Origin of the sequence: Kitasatospora sp. DSM 101779 (assembly GCF_025655475.1) — a bacterium.
In the GTDB taxonomy this organism is placed as follows: domain Bacteria; phylum Actinomycetota; class Actinomycetes; order Streptomycetales; family Streptomycetaceae; genus Kitasatospora.
In genome coordinates, this window is the sequence record NZ_JAHTIK010000001.1 from 4,634,300 (window position 1) to 4,649,039 (window position 14,740).

Sequence of the window (14,740 nt, forward strand, 5' to 3'; positions counted from 1 at the left end):
GTTACACCAATGAGTGACCGCTGTCCTGTTTTGTTCCGTCACGTGGTTGACGGCAGGGCGGCCGGACGGGTGGTCGGGGCGTCCAGCGGCCCGGTGGCGGCCGCCGCACGCGCCGGGGCCCCGGCGGAACGATGTCCGCCGGGGCCCGGTCACGGTGCGGTGGGCGCGGCCCGGTCTCCCGGGCCCTCGGCTCACTTGCTCAGGCGCAGGCCCGTGCTGGTGGAGAAGACGTGGGTCTCGCCGCCGGTCGGGACCACGTGGATCGTCTCGCCCTTCTGCGGGACCTGGCGGCCGTGGACGCGCACGACGATGTCGGTGTCGTCGCCGCCGATCTTGGTGGTGCCGTAGACGTAGCCGTCCGCGCCGAGCTCCTCGACCACGTTGACGGTGACCGCGACGCCCTCGATGCCGCCGCCGGTGACGATCTGGAAGTGCTCCGGGCGGATGCCGACGGTGACGGTCTTGTCGGTGCCGGCGCCGGCCAGGTCCTCGCGGGAGATGTTGATGACCGAGCCGCCGAACTTCACGCCGCCGTCGACCAGCGGGACCTCGACGAGGTTCATCGCCGGCGAGCCGATGAAGCCGGCCACGAAGACGTTGGCGGGCTTGTCATACATGTGGCGCGGGGAGTCGACCTGCTGCAGCAGACCGTCCTTGAGCACCGCGACGCGGTCGCCCATGGTCATGGCCTCGGTCTGGTCGTGGGTGACGTAGACCGTGGTGATGCCCAGGCGGCGCTGCAGGCCGGCGATCTGGGTGCGGGTCGAGACGCGGAGCTTGGCGTCCAGGTTGGACAGCGGCTCGTCCATGAGGAAGACCTGCGGCTCGCGGACGATCGCGCGGCCCATGGCGACGCGCTGGCGCTGACCGCCGGAGAGCGCCTTCGGCTTGCGGTCCAGGTACTGGGTGAGGTCGAGGATCTTCGCGGCCTCCTCCACCTTCTGGCGGATCTCGGCCTTCGACACGCCGGCGATCTTCAGGGCGAAGCCCATGTTGTCGGCGACGGTCATGTGCGGGTACAGCGCGTAGTTCTGGAACACCATGGCGATGTCCCGGTCCTTCGGCGGCAGGTGGGTGACGTCGCGGTCGCCGATGCGGATGGCGCCGCCGTTCACGTCCTCCAGACCGGCCAGCATGCGGAGGCTGGTCGACTTGCCGCAGCCCGACGGGCCGACCAGGACGAGGAACTCGCCGTCCTCGACGTGCAGGTCCAGGGCGTCGACGGCGGGCTTGGTGCCGCCGGGGTACAGGCGGGTCGCCTTGTCGAACGTGACAGAAGCCATGGCTGTGCTCTCCTTCACCGGCAGGAACGTGCCGGACGATCCGAGTAAAGGCTGGATTGTCGTGACCGGAGCCCGCGTTCAGGAGTCGAACGGGGGCGGTCTCCCCGCGACCGTACCCGCACGTTCATCCGGTTGTCAGCCCCCGCCGGCGGCCGAATTCGGCATCAGTCCGATCACAAGCCGGACACATCGCCCGAATCACCCACCCGACGCCCCGTCCCACCGGCCAAAACCGACGGCGCCGCCCCGCACCGGCCCGCTACACTGCCCGTGGTACCGCCGTGGTCCGCCGCGGACGGTCACCGTGCCTCCTTAGCTCAGCTGGCCAGAGCACCGCTCTTGTAAAGCGGGGGTCGTCGGTTCGAACCCGACAGGGGGCTCCGTTGCGAAGGGACGAGAAGGGCCGGCTCGCGAGGGCATTTCCTCGGGGGTCGGCCCTTCCGTCTTGGGAGTTCGCATGCTGCGCGGTGACCTCCCCTGCGCTGCCGGCCGTGTTCCGATTCCGTGCGCTGATCGAGTCTGGCGGCCGCCGTCCTGTTCGAGCGGCCCGAGCGTGCCCGTCCGGCGGTGGCCGGTGCGTTCCGACGCGAGCCGGGCGGGCCGACGATTCTTGAAGCGAAGGTTCGCCCCGGCCAGATGCTTCGCGGGCACCTCAGAGGGTTTGTTCGATCATCGGACGAGTGGGAGTGGCGGGCTGGGCGCGCCGGGGGGCCTCCGGCGGTCGTACGGTGGACGGGGGGCCGGAGACGCCTGGCGGCAGGCGTGAGACCCGCGGGAGGCCGCGATGCCCGGTTCTGTCACGATCGGCCACACCGATGCGCTGGTGATGCTGAGCCACGACGACGCCAAGCGGCTGTCGACGATGCTCGGGCAGATGGCGCACATGCTGGATGCGTCCGGCGCGAGCCGGCTCGACGATGCCCAGGTCGGCGAGCTCTGCCAGGGCAGGGCGACGTCGCGCGAGGAGCTGACCGGCTGGTGCCGGAACCTCTCGCAGTACCTGGCCGAGCACCTGTGAGCCGACGACCCGTGCTGGACTGACGCGGGCCGGCGCCGTTCCGCGCGCCGTTCGGCGGGCTGATCAGTCTGCGTTCCCGCGTGCCGCGAGTGCGTCCAGCAGGGTGTCGATCTCGGTGCCGACGGCGGCCAGGGCGGCGGTCGGATCGGTCGCCCTGGCCAGCAGCATGCCCGCTTCGCAGAGCGCGCCGAGCAGCAGGTGCGTGCGGATCTCCGGGTCGCTGCCGGGCGATGCCTTGGCCAGGCCGCGGCGCAGCAGGGCGGTGGAGTGCTCGGCCTCGACCGCGCGGACCTCGTCCCAGCCGAGGACTGCGGGCCCGTCGAGCAGCAGGATCTGCCGGGCGGCCGGGTCGAGGCAGCCGTCGAGGAAGGCGTGGCAGCCGGCCCGGACGGCGGCCCAGGGTTCGAGTCCGGCGGCGGCCTCGGCGAGGCGCCGGGCGCGCTCCTCCTCGGCGCGGGCGAAGACGGCGCGCAACAGCGCGGGCTTGCCGTCGAAGTGGTGGTAGACGGCCCCCTTGGTGAGGCCCGCGGTGCGGGCGATGCCGTCGATCGAGGTGGCGGCGTAGCCGGAGGTGCCGAAGTGCCCGGTGGCGGCGTCGACGATCTGCCGGGTGGTCGCCTCGGACCGGTCCGCCTGGGTGCGTCGCATGATGTGCCGTCTCCCGCCTCGGTGTTGACACGCATACTAGCGGTACGTAAGTTGCCTACCCAAGGTACGTACTTCGAGCATGCAACCGAGTGGGGTGGACCGTGGCCCAAGGGCACCGGGACTTCGTGGAACGCTGGGCGGCCTTCTGGGCCGCGCCGGATCCGGCCCGGCTGGACGGGCTGAGCGCGCCGGACATCGTGCTGGAGTGGCCCGGGCGCGCGGAGCCGATCCGCGGGCTCGACGCGTGGCGGGAGCAGGTCGTCGGAGCGCTGGCGCGCTTCCCCGACCTCGTGCTGCAGGTCGTCGCGGACGCCGCCGGCGGCGACACCTCGTTCATCGCCTGGCGGGCCGCGGCCTCCGTGGGCGGCCGCGCGGTGCACTGGGAGGGCGTGGACCGGATGGAGCTGCGGGACGGTCTGGTCGCACGGTCCGTGGTCGTCTTCGACACGGCGGCCCTCCGGGCGCCGGCCGCGGGGTAGGTTCGCCGGTATGGAGCCGTTGTCCTGGATCACCGTGCCGACCCCGCTGCCGACCGGTCCGATGCGGCTGGCGGTCACTCCGGCGGGCGTCGCGGCCGTCTCGTACGCGGGCGAGCCGGTGGCCGGGGCGACGGCCGGGGCGCCGGAGTGCACCGAGCGCCGGGTGGTCGAGGCGGTGACCGGGCAGCTGGCCGAGTACTTCGGCGGCAGCCGGCGGGTGCTGGAGCTGCCGGTCGACTGGCGCCTCGTCACCGGGCCGCACCGCGTGGTGCTGGAGCGGCTGGTGGCGGACGTCGGCTACGGGCGGACCATCACCTACGGCGAACTCGCCGCCCGCAGCGGGGTCTTCGAGGACGTCGCCGAACCCGGCCTGGCCGCCCGCACGGTCGGGCAGATGATGGGCGCCAACCCGCTCGCCCTGCTGGTGCCGTGCCACCGGGTGGTGGCCGCGGACGGCCTCGGCGGGTTCGGCGGCGGGCCGCAGGGGCTGGAGACCAAGCGCTGGCTGCTCACCCTGGAGGGCGTACTGCCGCCCACGCTGGACTGGAACGGGCCCGTCGGCTGACCGGCCCGTCCGTCGTACCAGCTCCGGCGGGGAGAGGCAGGTCCGCCCCGAGGGGGGCCGGGCACGCCCGCTCCGGCGGGGTGGGATCAGACGGCGGCGGCCGCCCCGAGCTGCCACTCGTGGGTGCGCTGCCGCGGCAGCACCGGCTGGATGCCGGAGACCAGGGTGTACTCGGTGTCGAGCAGGTCGGCGGCGAAGGCGGTCGCCGGGGTCTCGCCGAGGGCCAGCTGCACGGCCGTCCAGGGCAGGTTGAGCCCGCACAGCCGGAGCTGGTGCAGCCCGCCGGAGGGGCGGGTGTTGACGTCGAGCACGACCGGGCGGCCGTGGTGGTGCCGGTACTGGACGTTGGAGAGGTAGGAGACCCCGAAGCTCTCGACGAGCCGGCGGGTGGGCTCCAGGTAACGCGGGTCCGTGGTGAAGGTCCGGCGGCGCCGGGTCTTGCTCCGGCCGACCGCGGCGAGCAGCCGGCCGTCGGGGGAGGTGAGGCAGTCGACCGAGACCTCCGGGCCTTCCAGCAGCGGCATCACCAGCAGGTCGGCCGGCTCTGGGCTCTGCTCCAGGGCGTTCAGCACCAGGTCGAGCTGGACGCTGGCGTCGGGGAAGCCGGCGAGCCGGCGCAGGCTGAACGGCTCCCTGGTGAGCACCCGGAAACCCTCGCCGCCGGCGCCGGAGGCCGGCTTGAGGCAGGCCGTCGAACCGTCCTCCTCGATCTCCTCGACCGCGGCGAGCAGCTCGTCGGCGGTGCGGACGTGCCGCCACAGCGGCACCGGCAGGCCGGCCGCTGCCATCGCCGCGTAGCCGTCGGCCTTGCTCTCGAAGACGGCGATCGCCGCGGCCGACGGGCACACCAGCGCGGTGCCGATCGCCTCGAAGTCGCGCCGCCGCAGGGATATCGCGAGTTGACCAAGTCGGGGGAGGAAGACGTCTATGCTGTGCCGGGCGCAGAATTCCAGCGCGAATTCCACATACGCCTCGGGGGAGAGGCCGTCGGGTTCGAGCGATCCGAAGTCCGCGGCGGCGAGCACCGGGGAGTCCGGGTCGACGTGCGTGGCATGGATCTCGACCGGGCGCGGAGCGGCGCGCAGCAGGTCGATGAAGAAGACGTTCTCGGCGTAGGTACGGTTCAGCCAGACGCGAACGGGGGCGCTCACGGGGGTCTCCCTGGAAAAGGGCGCAACGGTGGGAGGGCGCGGTCGGGGCGGCCTGCCTGCCGGCGTCTTGCCGCGCTCTTGAGGTGGCACCTTAGCGCCCGGGCCGGGCCGGGCGGACGGGGGGTGGGGTGTCGCGGTGGCGGTCGATCAACATCCCAGTACACCAGGCTAGTTGGCGATCGATGACGGGCCTGTGACGTCGCGTTCCGGCATGTTGCGGTCAGATGAATTCAGGACCGGTCGGGCCGGGTGGAGCGGTCGGCGGTCCGGCGATGATGGACGTGCCCATGGCAGTGGTGGGCCGCGGTGGTGCCCGGGCGGCGTCCGGTCGGCGATCCGCATTTTCGAGTGTGTGCTCTATTCGTACTATTTGCAGGCGTGAATTGACCACTCGTACGAGTGATTGCGGGCGGGGCCGAATGGGCGTCAGCATATTTTGACAAAGCGGCACGTCCGGTGTGCGCATGCTTCATGCGAAGGGTTCCCCGATGTCGACCGAAACCAGCACTGGTGTTCCTGCGCGGGGCGGCGAGCCGCAGCTGCGGCAGCAGTCCAGCCTGAGCACGGCCGGCGCGCGGAATCTGGCCAGCACCACCAAGTCGGCGCCCCAGATGCAGGAGATCAGCTCGCGCTGGCTGCTGCGGATGCTCCCCTGGGTCCAGGTGTCCGGCGGCACGTACCGGGTGAACCGTCGGCTCAGTCACGCGGCAGGCCGCGGCCGGGTCGCGTTCGTCCGCACGGGTCCGCGGGTCGAGGTCCTGCCGCCCTCGCTGCGCGAGCTGCCGCTGCTGCGAGACGTGCGGGACGATGCCCTGCTCGCCGCCCTGGCCGCCGGCTTCGTGCAGCGGGATTTCCGGGCCGGCGAGCAGCTGGTGGCCGCCGGCGACCCGCTCGGCGAGCTGTTGCTGGTCGCGCACGGCAAGGTCGAGCGGCACGGCACCGGCCGCTACGGCGACGCCACCGTGCTCGGCTCGCACGCCGACGGCGACCACCTGGGCGACGAGGCATTGCTCGGCGGGGACGCCCGCTGGCCGGTCGGCCTGCACGCCACCACCGCCGGCACCCTGCTCGCCCTGCCCCGCGCCGCCTTCGAGCAGGTGGCGGCCACCGCACCGGAGCTGCGCGAGCGCCTCAGGGTGCTCGCCGAGGGCGCCCGGCGCCCGCAGAACAAGTACGGCGAGGCCGCGATCGAGATGTCCGCGGGCCACACCGGCGAGCACGAGCTGCCCACGACCTTCGTCGACTACGAGCTCGCCCCGCGCGAGTACGAGCTGAGCGTCGCCCAGACGGTGCTGCGGGTGCACACGCGCGTCGCCGACCTCTACAACCAGCCGATGGACCAGACCGAGCACCAGCTGCGGCTGACCGTCGAGGCGCTGCGCGAGCGCCAGGAGCACGAGCTGGTCAACAACCCGGAGTTCGGCCTGCTCACCAACGCGGACCACAGCCAGCGGATCCAGACGCACTCCGGCCCGCCCACCCCCGACGACATGGACGACCTGCTCAGCCGCCGCCGCGGCACCCGGTTCTACCTGGCCCACCCCAGGGCGATCGCCGCGTTCGGTCGTGAGCTCAACCGGCGCGGCCTGTACCCCGGCACGGTGGAGGTCCACGGCCGCCGGGTGCCGGCCTGGCGTGGCGTGCCGGTCCTCAGCTGCAACAAGATCCCGATCGCCGACGGCACCAGCTCGATCCTCGCCGTGCGCACCGGCGAGGACAGCCAGGGCGCGATCGGCCTGCACCAGACCGGCATCCCCGACGAGTTCGAGCCGAGCCTCTCGGTGCGCTTCGCCGGCATCGACGAGAAGGCCGTCATCTCCTACCTGGTCACCGCCTACTACTCCGCCGCGATCCTCGTGCCGGACGCCGTGGGCGTCCTCGAGAACGTCGTCCTGGACGGCCCGCGCGGCTGATCCGCCCGCCCGCACCCGAGCTCACGCACGTACGGCGCCCCAACGGCACAACGCACAACGCACGACGCACGACGCACGACGCACGACGGCAGAACAGCAGCACACAGCTTCAGGGCACGGTCGGCGCCGTACGGCCTCCCGTGCCACCACACCGAGGGGGAGGACCATCATGGGGATCTTCGCGCCGGAACGCGACCAGACCGACGGGAACGAGGCCGCCGACGTGCTCGCCCGCGCCCGCAGCACCGTCGACCCCGGCCTGCGCGCGGCCGTCGACACCCTGCCGGACTCGATGCGGCGCATCGCCGGCTACCACTTCGGCTGGTGGGAGGCGGACGGCACACCCAGCGCGGCCGACGCGGGCAAGGCGATCCGGCCGGCGCTGGTGCTCGCCGCCACCCAGGCCGCCGGCGGCCTCCCCGGCTCCGCCGTCCGGGCCGCCGCCGCGGTGGAGCTGGTGCACAACTTCACGCTGCTCCACGACGACGTCATCGACCGCGACCGCACCCGCCGCCACCGTCCCACCGCCTGGCGGGTGTTCGGCACCACCGAGGCGATCCTGGCCGGCGACGCCATGCACTCCCTGGCCCTCCGCGTCCTCGCCGAGGACACCCACCCCGCCGCCCCGGCGGCCGTCCGCCGGCTCGCCGACTGCGTGGTCGAACTCTGCGCCGGCCAGCAGGCCGACTGCGCCTTCGAGCAGCGCAGCGACGTCACCCTGGCGGAGTGCCTCGCCATGGCCGAGGGCAAGACCGGGGCGCTGCTCGGCTGCGCCTGCGCCCTCGGCGCGCTCTACGCCGGGGCGGGCGAGGCGGTCGCCGACGTGATGGACGCCTTCGGCCGGGAGATCGGCCTGGCCTTCCAGCTCATCGACGACCTCATCGGCATCTGGGGCGATCCGGCGGTCACCGGCAAGCCGGTCGGCGCCGACCTCGCCGCCCGGAAGAAGTCCCTGCCGGTGGTGTACGCGCTGAGCAGCGGCACCCCGGCTGCGGCCGAGCTCGCCGAGCTCTACGCACTGGACCGGCCGTTCAACGCCGCCGAGCTGCAGCGGGCCGCCGCGGCGGTGGACCGGGCCGGCGGCCGCAGCTGGGCCCAGGGCGAGTCCTGCGAGCGGATGGCCGCGGCCATCGCCCACCTCGCCGAGGCCATCCCCGACCCCTCGGAGGCGGACGACCTGCTCGCCCTCGCCGAACTCGTCACCCGCCGCTCGCGCTGACGCAGCCGCCCGCCGACGCGGACGCTCGCCGACTCAGCCGCCCCCGGCACAGCCGCCCGCTCGTACGAGGGGGCGGGTCGGCGGCGGCGGGCCTCAGGCGCTCCCGGCGGGCCCCGCCGTTCCGGCCGCCGAGGCGAGGAGCTTCCGCTCCTGCTCCGCGGCGATGCCCAGCGGCGTCCCGCCCTGGGTGTACGGGGTGTCGCGGGGGCCTCGCCGGCCGATCCAGGCCCAGGTGTCGCGGACGGTCTCCTCGACCGGGCGGTTGCGCAGACCTGCCTCCCGGGCCCGGGCGGTGTCGGCCTGCCAGATGCCGGCCCAGTCGGGCTCGTCGGGAGTCCACAGCGGCAGCTCCGTCCACGGCACGACCCCGGCGGCGAGCAGCGCCTCGTCGGCGACCGGGACGAACGCGGCGTCGGAGCCGGTGGCCCCGGCACAGGCGCGCAGCATCGCACCCATGGTGGTCCCGCCGGCCGGCCCGGTGGTGACGTACCGGCCGGTCCGCCCCTGCTCCAGCAGGCCGAGTCCGAAGGCGGCGAAGTCGCGGGCGTCGATCAGCTGCATCGCGCGGTCCGGGTCGCCGGGCAGGACCACCTGCCCGCCGCGGGCGATCCGCTCCAGCCACCAGAGCAGCCGGCCGACGTTCTCGTGCGGGCCGATCAGCAGGCCGCAGTTGAGCAGCGTGGAGCGGTCGCCGAAGTACTCCGTCACGGCGCGCTCGCAGCCCGCCTTCAGCGCGTTGGCGGGGGGCTGGTCCGGCGGGGTGTCGGCCGGGCAGTCGAAGGTGGCGGAGGTCTCGTCGACGGGCCGGGCCGGCCAGTCGGCGAAGGCGTGGATCGAGGAGACGAAGCTGTAGTGGCCGGCCCTGTCGCGCAGCAGCCGGGCGGCCTGCGCGACGGCGTGCGGCTGCTGGCCCGAGGTGTCGACCACGGCGTCCCAGCTGCGGCCGTCGACGAGCCGGGCGAGGTCCTCCGGTCTGGTCCGGTCGCCGTGGACGGCCTCGACACCGGGCAGGTCGGACCCGGTGACGCCGCGGTTGAAGGTGGTGACCCGGTGACCGCGGGCGAGGGCGTCCGAGACGTAGGCCCGGCCGAGGAAGGACGAGCCGCCGAGAATGAGGATGTTCATACCGCTGACCCTCTCCGGCCCGGTCCGTCCGCACACGGGCGTTCACTCCTGGCGGACCGGGCGGCGGCGTCGGCCACCGGTCGGTCGGGTGGGTCATTAGTCTCACTCCGTACCGATTCGTCCGACAGGTGGGAGTGTGACGGCATGGGCAACCCGGTCCTGGTGGATGAGGCCACGGTGCGGGGCACGGCGGCGGAGGCCTGGATCTGGGCGCTGCCGATGCTGGAGAACTACCGGACGCTCTACGCGCAGGCCGTCGACGACGCGGACCCCCGCTACGTCGGCGGCTTCGGTGTCTTCCGCCACTACCCGCATCCCTTCACCCCGGCCAACACCGATGTCGTCACCCCGAACAACGACACCCCCTACTCCTGGGCCTGGCTCGACCTGCGGGCCGAGCCGTGGGTGCTGGAGGTCCCGGCCACCGACCGCTACCACGTGCTGCCGCTGCACGACCTCGACACCTGCTACGTCGGCTTCGTCGGCTCCCGCACCACCGGCAACGGCGCCGGCCGCCACCTCGTCCTCGGCCCGGACCACCGCGGCATGTCGGGTGAGGGCTTCGACGGCGTCCTGCACGCCGACACCCGACTGGTCGGCATCGTCGGACGGACCTACCTGGCGGGGCCCGAGGACGTCCCGGCCCTGGAGCAGGTCCAGGCCGGCTACCGGCTGCGCCCGCTGAGCGCCCACCTGGGCACCGAACCGCCGCCGCCCGCACCCGACCCGGTCTGGCCGGTCTGGCGCGAGGAGGTCCTCGACAGCCTGGAGTTCTTCTCCTTCCTCGACTTCCTGCTCGGCTTCTTCCCGGCGCTGCCGGCCGACACCGACCTGCGCCGCCGCCTCGCCGAACTCGGCATCGGCGCCGGAGACTTCGAACCGGCCGCGCTGCCCCTGGAGATCCGCGGGGCGATGGCCCGGGGCATCGCCGACGCCCGGACCCGGCTGAGCGGGGCGGTGGCCGGGAGCCACGACTCCACCGCCCTGTTCGGGACGAGGGTCCAGCTCGGCACCGACCATCTCGGCCGGGCGATCGGCGTGCTCCGCGGCCTGTACGGACTGCCGGTCGAGGAGGCCTGGTACACCGGCTGGACCACCGAGGACGGTCCGGGTGGCCCGGGTGGTGCGGTCGGCCGCCCGCTGGACGGTTCGGTCCGCTCCTACACCCTCCGCTTCCCGCCCGGGGGCCGCCCGCCCGCCCGGTACTTCTGGTCCGTCACCGTCTACGGGCTGCCCGACCAGCTGCTGGCCGCCAACCCGATCGACCGGTACGCGATCGGCGACCGCACCCCCGGCCTCGCCGCCGACGAGGACGGCGGCCTGACCCTCCGTCTCCGGCACGAACGCCCCGAGGACCCGCGGGAGCTGGCCAACTGGCTGCCCGTCCCCGCCGGACCGTTCATGGCCGTGCTGCGGGTGTACGGTCCCGAGCCCACCGTCCTCGACGGCCGCTGGCAGCGGCCGCCGCTGATCGTCGGCCCCTGAGAAAGTGTTGGGTAATCGGGTGATTACTGGTTCTCGAGGTCGTCGGCGAGGCGGCGGGCTGCTTCGGTCTCGATGGGGCCGCGTGGTTCGATCTCCTCGCCGGCGAGGCGGGCGGCCATGAGCCGGATCATGGCGACCTTTATCATTGCTTCGGCGTGCGCGGTCTTGCGCTCGTAGTCCCGTGCCAACCGTCTGCACCGTCCCAGCCAGGAGAATGTCCGCTCGACCACCCACCGGCGGGGCAGCACCTGGAAGCCTTTCACATCCGCGTTTCGGGGCACCGCGACGATCTCCAGCCTCTCGTGCTCGGCCGCCCAGCCGACCAGCCCCGCGTCGACGACGTTCACGTAGCCGCCGTCCACCCAGACCAGCCCGGCCTGCGGAAACACCTCCCGCAGGCCGGCGAGAACCAACTTCGCGCCGGCCCGGTCCTGCACCGAGGCCGAGTGCACGACCGCCCGGAGCACCAGCCCGCAGGTGTCCACCAGCAGGTGCCGCTTGCGGCCCCGCACGCGCTTGCCCGCGTCGTAGCCGATCGCCTGCCCGCCCTGGTGGCTGCGGGCGGACTGAGAGTCCAGCACCGCCGCCGAGGGCTGCGGGTCCCGGCCGTCCGCCACCCGCACCCGCTCGCGCAGCGCGTCGTGGACCCGGTCCCAGGTGCCGTCCGCCGCCCAGACCCGGAACCACCGGTAGGCCACGTCCCACGGGGCGAGGTCGTGCGGAACCAACCGCCAGGCACAGCCACTGACCAGCACGTACAGCACGGTGTCCACGACCAGCCGACGCGGGAACTTCAACCGACGACCCGCCCGGCGCGGATCCCGCACCGGCAACAACGGCTCGATCACCGCCCACTGGGCATCCGTCAACGACGAGTCATAGGACGGCTTGCACACGCAGACACACATGGCGGCGATCATCGCGAACACCACGGCCGCAAAGATCACCGCCCGCGCATCACGTCTCGCAGTTGATCAATTACCCAACACTTTCTGAGCCGGGCCCGTCCCCGAGCCGGGCCACCCCCGGCTCCCGGTCGTCGCCCCGCTCGCGGTCGTGGCCCCGCTCCCGGGCCCACCGCATCCGAACGGTCGTCCGGAAAAGGGCGGCGCAGGCTGTAACGCCGTGCCGTCCCCGCGGCGTCCTACAGGAGGAGGCGCACGGCGGCGGAGCGGGGGAGGAGGGGACGGGCATGGCCGGGGGCGGAGCGGGGCGCGGCACCAGGGACGACGAGTTCCTGGAGTTCGCGGCGACCCGATCGAGCCATCTCTACCGTTCCGCATGCCTGTTGACGGGTGGTGACACCCACCTCGCCGAGGACCTCGTCCAGGAGACGCTCGGCCGGATGTACGCGGTCTGGCGCACCGGCGGCTGGCGCCCCGGCACCCGGCGGATCGACAACCCCGCGGCCTACGCCCAGGGCGTGCTCTACCGCCTGTTCCTCTCGCACCTCAGGCGCCGCAGCAGCACCGAGCGCCCCGTCGGGGACCTGCCGGACCGGGCCGCCCCGACCGGCGACTCCTCGTTGCGGGTCACCCTGATCGAGGCGCTCGCCAGGCTCTCGCCGCGGGACCGCGCCGTGCTGGTGCTCCGCTACTGGGAGGACGTCAGCGTCGAGGAGACCGCCGAGCTGCTGGGGGCCAGCCCGGGCGCCGTCCGGACGCAGACCTCGCGGGCGCTCACCCGGCTTCGGGCACTGATCGGCGACGCCCTCCCCGACCTCGCCCTGCGCTGACGGTGCACCGACCCGAGCACCACGCTGCCCGACCACCTCGCCCGACCACCTCGCCCGACTGATCCGCCCGCCCGATCCCCCCGACCATCGAGAACCACCCGATCCGACTGCAGAGACGGTGAACCAGCCATGTCCGACTCACCCGAGCCACTCCCCGAGGAGGAGCTCGTCCAGCTCTTCCGGGAGGCCGGTGACGGCTTCCTGGCCGACCGTCCGCAGATCGTGCTCGGTGCCGTGGAACGCGGCCGGGCCCTGCGCCGCCGCCGAGCCGCGTCCGTCGTCGGCGGGATGGCGGCGCTGGCAGTGATCGCGGGCGGCGGAGCGGTGCTGGCGTCCGTTCCCGGCGGCGGCGGCCGGTCGGACCGGACCGCGGCGGACTCCGCCACCAGCACCGGCATGACCGACCAGGAGATGGTGGCGGCGCTCAGACCGCACCTGGACGGCTGGCGGATCGTCGACGTCCGCGGCACCGGGACGGCCGGTTCCACCGAGGCCGGGACGGCTCCCCTGGTGGAGATCGCCGTGGACGACGGCCACGGCCGGGCCGGCGTCCGGACGGCGGTCTGGCGCGACACCGTGCGGACCGTGCTGCAGTCCACCTCCTGCCCCGAGCCGCAGCACCCCGAGGTCGCCTGCAACCGGGTCACGCTGCCCGACGGCTCCGCCCTGATGACCTGGAAGTCCGGCTACGCCGACAGCGGGGCCAAGTCCTGGTGGTGCCTGCTCGCCACCCCGTCCGGCAAGCGGGTGTCGGTCACCGAATGGAACTCGTCGGAGCCCGGCGAGAGCACGAGCCGCACCGACCCGCCACTGACGGTCGACCAGCTCCGGGTGATAGCCGTCGACCCGGTCTGGGACCGCGCGGTGGAGGACACCGGCCTCCGCGGCGACACCGCGCAGCACTGACCCGATCGCGCCGCCGGGACGGATCCACGCCGGCTACGGGGTGGCACCGCCCGAAGGCGGCGGCGAAGCGGCGTCCCGACCCGGCGCCGGATCGCTGCCGTGGGCCGGCCCGGAACCCCCGGCGGCCGGCGGCGAGGCGTCACCGGCAGGACCGGACGCACCGCCCGACCCGCCGCTGCCCGTTCCGCCGGTGCTGCCGCTGCTGCCGGTGCTGCTCGGCTCGGGACTCCGGCTGCCACCCGGCTCCGAGGGGCCACCGCCCGAGCCCGTACCGCCGGACCCGGTACCGCCGGACCCGATGCCGCCGGAGCCGATGCCGCCGGAGCCGGTACCGCCCGAGCCCGCACCGGGCGTGGTGCTCGGGGTGCCGGGGGCGGGCGAGCCGCCGCCGGCCGGACCGCCTGGCTCCCCGCCGCGCTGGACGGGCCCGCCCTCCAGGGTGACCACGGCCTGGGACGGCGGCAGCGCGATCTTCGCCGTCCAGTGCCCGGACGGGGCGCGCTCCTCGTCCACCGTCACGGTCACGGTGATCCGCTGCCCGGGCTCCAGGGTGCCCTCGTCCCGGCTGAGCCGCAGCCAGTCCACACCGACCACGGCGTGCCAGTGGATGACGGTGCCGCCGGAGTTGGTGAGCGTGATCACTGTGCGGTTGCCCCACTCGCTGGCCTCCACGGTGAGCTGCCCGGGCCGGGTGGGCAGCGCCGGCGCCGCCGGGGCGACCTCGGCTGCGGCCAGACCCCGGGAGCCCTGCGAGGGCACCGGGACGGCCGCGCCCTCGACCACCGGCAGCAACGTTTCTGCAGCCGGCGCCCCCGCCAGGTGCAGGCCGCCACCCTGCGCACCGTCGCCCTGCTCACCGGTCCCCTCGGCGCCGGCATCCTGTCCGGTCGGCTGCTCCGCCGCGGACGCGTCCGGGGACAGCCCCGGCGAGTCCACCCGAACGGAGGAGACCGGCGCGGCGGACCCGACACCCTCGCCACCGCGGTACGCCGCCCACAGCGCCACCACCGGCGCCGTCAGGACGGCCGCCAGGACGCCGGTGGTCACCACCCGCTGCCGCACCAGGGCCAGCCCGGCGGAGGGGGCCCGGTGCCGGGGGAAGCCGCGCTGGTCGAAGCGGATCGCCGCCGGACCCTGCGCGGGCGAGGCGGCCAGCCGGCGGCCGGCCGCGGCCCCCGCCAGGAAGGCCGCGCCCGCCGCACCGTCCGGGACC

The 14,740-nt window shown here is 73.9% G+C and carries 14 protein-coding genes and 1 tRNA gene; 9 read left to right on the plus strand and 6 right to left on the minus strand.

What is annotated here, in order from left to right:
- Positions 1 to 191: 191 nt before the first annotated feature.
- Complete coding sequence (locus tag KSNIM_RS21135; protein WP_263104760.1) at positions 192 to 1,283, minus strand: ABC transporter ATP-binding protein; 1,092 nt, start codon at positions 1,281 to 1,283, stop codon at positions 192 to 194.
- A gap of 306 nt (positions 1,284 to 1,589) precedes the next feature.
- Between KSNIM_RS21135 and KSNIM_RS21140 the strand changes: the two genes are divergently transcribed.
- Both KSNIM_RS21140 and KSNIM_RS21145 read left to right on the plus strand, forming a co-directional pair.
- Positions 1,590 to 1,663 (plus strand) — tRNA-Thr (locus KSNIM_RS21140).
- A gap of 404 nt (positions 1,664 to 2,067) precedes the next feature.
- Positions 2,068 to 2,301: a hypothetical protein gene (locus KSNIM_RS21145; protein ID WP_263104761.1), complete on the plus strand. Its 234-nt coding sequence runs from the start codon at positions 2,068 to 2,070 to the stop codon at positions 2,299 to 2,301.
- A 63-nt stretch (positions 2,302 to 2,364) separates the two neighbouring features.
- Here the strand turns inward: KSNIM_RS21145 and KSNIM_RS21150 are convergent, their stop codons facing one another.
- Entirely contained in the window at positions 2,365 to 2,949 is a 585-nt protein-coding gene (locus tag KSNIM_RS21150; RefSeq protein ID WP_263104762.1) for a TetR/AcrR family transcriptional regulator, read from the minus strand.
- 101 nt (positions 2,950 to 3,050) lie between these two features.
- On the opposite strand from KSNIM_RS21150, the gene KSNIM_RS21155 reads away from it, so the two are divergent.
- Complete coding sequence (locus KSNIM_RS21155; RefSeq protein ID WP_263104763.1) at positions 3,051 to 3,428, plus strand: nuclear transport factor 2 family protein; 378 nt, start codon at positions 3,051 to 3,053, stop codon at positions 3,426 to 3,428.
- 10 nt (positions 3,429 to 3,438) lie between these two features.
- Positions 3,439 to 3,993: a methylated-DNA--[protein]-cysteine S-methyltransferase gene (locus KSNIM_RS21160; protein ID WP_317634042.1), complete on the plus strand. Its 555-nt coding sequence runs from the start codon at positions 3,439 to 3,441 to the stop codon at positions 3,991 to 3,993.
- Between the two features lie 86 nt (positions 3,994 to 4,079).
- On the opposite strand, the gene KSNIM_RS21165 is transcribed toward KSNIM_RS21160, so the two are convergent.
- Positions 4,080 to 5,144 carry an ATP-grasp domain-containing protein gene (locus tag KSNIM_RS21165; RefSeq protein ID WP_263104764.1) on the minus strand — a complete coding sequence of 355 codons (1,065 nt, stop codon included), beginning with the start codon at positions 5,142 to 5,144 and terminating at the stop codon, positions 4,080 to 4,082.
- 488 nt (positions 5,145 to 5,632) lie between these two features.
- On the opposite strand from KSNIM_RS21165, the gene KSNIM_RS21170 reads away from it, so the two are divergent.
- Positions 5,633 to 7,057, plus strand: a complete 1,425-nt coding sequence (locus tag KSNIM_RS21170) for a family 2B encapsulin nanocompartment shell protein (protein ID WP_263104765.1) — start codon at positions 5,633 to 5,635, stop codon at positions 7,055 to 7,057.
- 169 nt (positions 7,058 to 7,226) lie between these two features.
- Entirely contained in the window at positions 7,227 to 8,276 is a 1,050-nt protein-coding gene (locus tag KSNIM_RS21175) for a family 2 encapsulin nanocompartment cargo protein polyprenyl transferase (RefSeq protein WP_263104766.1), read from the plus strand.
- 93 nt (positions 8,277 to 8,369) lie between these two features.
- Here the strand turns inward: KSNIM_RS21175 and KSNIM_RS21180 are convergent, their stop codons facing one another.
- Complete coding sequence (locus tag KSNIM_RS21180; RefSeq protein WP_263104767.1) at positions 8,370 to 9,401, minus strand: NAD-dependent epimerase/dehydratase family protein; 1,032 nt, start codon at positions 9,399 to 9,401, stop codon at positions 8,370 to 8,372.
- Positions 9,402 to 9,545: 144 nt separating this feature from the next.
- Between KSNIM_RS21180 and KSNIM_RS21185 the strand changes: the two genes are divergently transcribed.
- The gene (locus tag KSNIM_RS21185; protein WP_263104768.1) at positions 9,546 to 10,886 is read left to right on the plus strand and encodes a DUF1254 domain-containing protein; all 1,341 of its coding nucleotides are present in this window, start codon (positions 9,546 to 9,548) and stop codon (positions 10,884 to 10,886) included.
- Between the two features lie 23 nt (positions 10,887 to 10,909).
- Here the strand turns inward: KSNIM_RS21185 and KSNIM_RS21190 are convergent, their stop codons facing one another.
- Positions 10,910 to 11,806, minus strand: coding sequence for an IS5 family transposase (locus KSNIM_RS21190; protein WP_263108050.1), 897 nt, complete (start codon positions 11,804 to 11,806; stop codon positions 10,910 to 10,912).
- Positions 11,807 to 12,078: 272 nt separating this feature from the next.
- Here KSNIM_RS21190 and KSNIM_RS21195 point away from each other — a divergent pair, with 272 nt between their 5' ends.
- Both KSNIM_RS21195 and KSNIM_RS21200 read left to right on the plus strand, forming a co-directional pair.
- Positions 12,079 to 12,621 (plus strand): SigE family RNA polymerase sigma factor, encoded by a 543-nt coding sequence (locus KSNIM_RS21195; protein ID WP_263104769.1) that lies wholly within the window; start codon positions 12,079 to 12,081, stop codon positions 12,619 to 12,621.
- Between the two features lie 129 nt (positions 12,622 to 12,750).
- The gene (locus KSNIM_RS21200; RefSeq protein WP_263104770.1) at positions 12,751 to 13,527 is read left to right on the plus strand and encodes a hypothetical protein; all 777 of its coding nucleotides are present in this window, start codon (positions 12,751 to 12,753) and stop codon (positions 13,525 to 13,527) included.
- 33 nt (positions 13,528 to 13,560) lie between these two features.
- On the opposite strand, the gene KSNIM_RS21205 is transcribed toward KSNIM_RS21200, so the two are convergent.
- A partial coding sequence (locus KSNIM_RS21205; protein WP_411543750.1) for a BACON domain-containing protein occupies positions 13,561 to 14,740 on the minus strand: 1,180 nt, incomplete at its 5' end.

Coding starts and splice junctions, on each gene's coding strand:
- KSNIM_RS21135 (WP_263104760.1), bottom strand. CDS start 1,283: ATGGCTTCTGTCACGTTCGACAAGGCGACCCGCCTGTACCCCGGCGGC.
- KSNIM_RS21145 (WP_263104761.1), top strand. CDS start 2,068: ATGCCCGGTTCTGTCACGATCGGCCACACCGATGCGCTGGTGATGCTG.
- KSNIM_RS21150 (WP_263104762.1), bottom strand. CDS start 2,949: ATGCGACGCACCCAGGCGGACCGGTCCGAGGCGACCACCCGGCAGATC.
- KSNIM_RS21160 (WP_317634042.1), top strand. CDS start 3,439: ATGGAGCCGTTGTCCTGGATCACCGTGCCGACCCCGCTGCCGACCGGT.
- KSNIM_RS21170 (WP_263104765.1), top strand. CDS start 5,633: ATGTCGACCGAAACCAGCACTGGTGTTCCTGCGCGGGGCGGCGAGCCG.
- KSNIM_RS21175 (WP_263104766.1), top strand. CDS start 7,227: ATGGGGATCTTCGCGCCGGAACGCGACCAGACCGACGGGAACGAGGCC.
- KSNIM_RS21180 (WP_263104767.1), bottom strand. CDS start 9,401: ATGAACATCCTCATTCTCGGCGGCTCGTCCTTCCTCGGCCGGGCCTAC.
- KSNIM_RS21185 (WP_263104768.1), top strand. CDS start 9,546: ATGGGCAACCCGGTCCTGGTGGATGAGGCCACGGTGCGGGGCACGGCG.
- KSNIM_RS21190 (WP_263108050.1), bottom strand. CDS start 11,806: ATGATCGCCGCCATGTGTGTCTGCGTGTGCAAGCCGTCCTATGACTCG.
- KSNIM_RS21195 (WP_263104769.1), top strand. CDS start 12,079: ATGGCCGGGGGCGGAGCGGGGCGCGGCACCAGGGACGACGAGTTCCTG.
- KSNIM_RS21200 (WP_263104770.1), top strand. CDS start 12,751: ATGTCCGACTCACCCGAGCCACTCCCCGAGGAGGAGCTCGTCCAGCTC.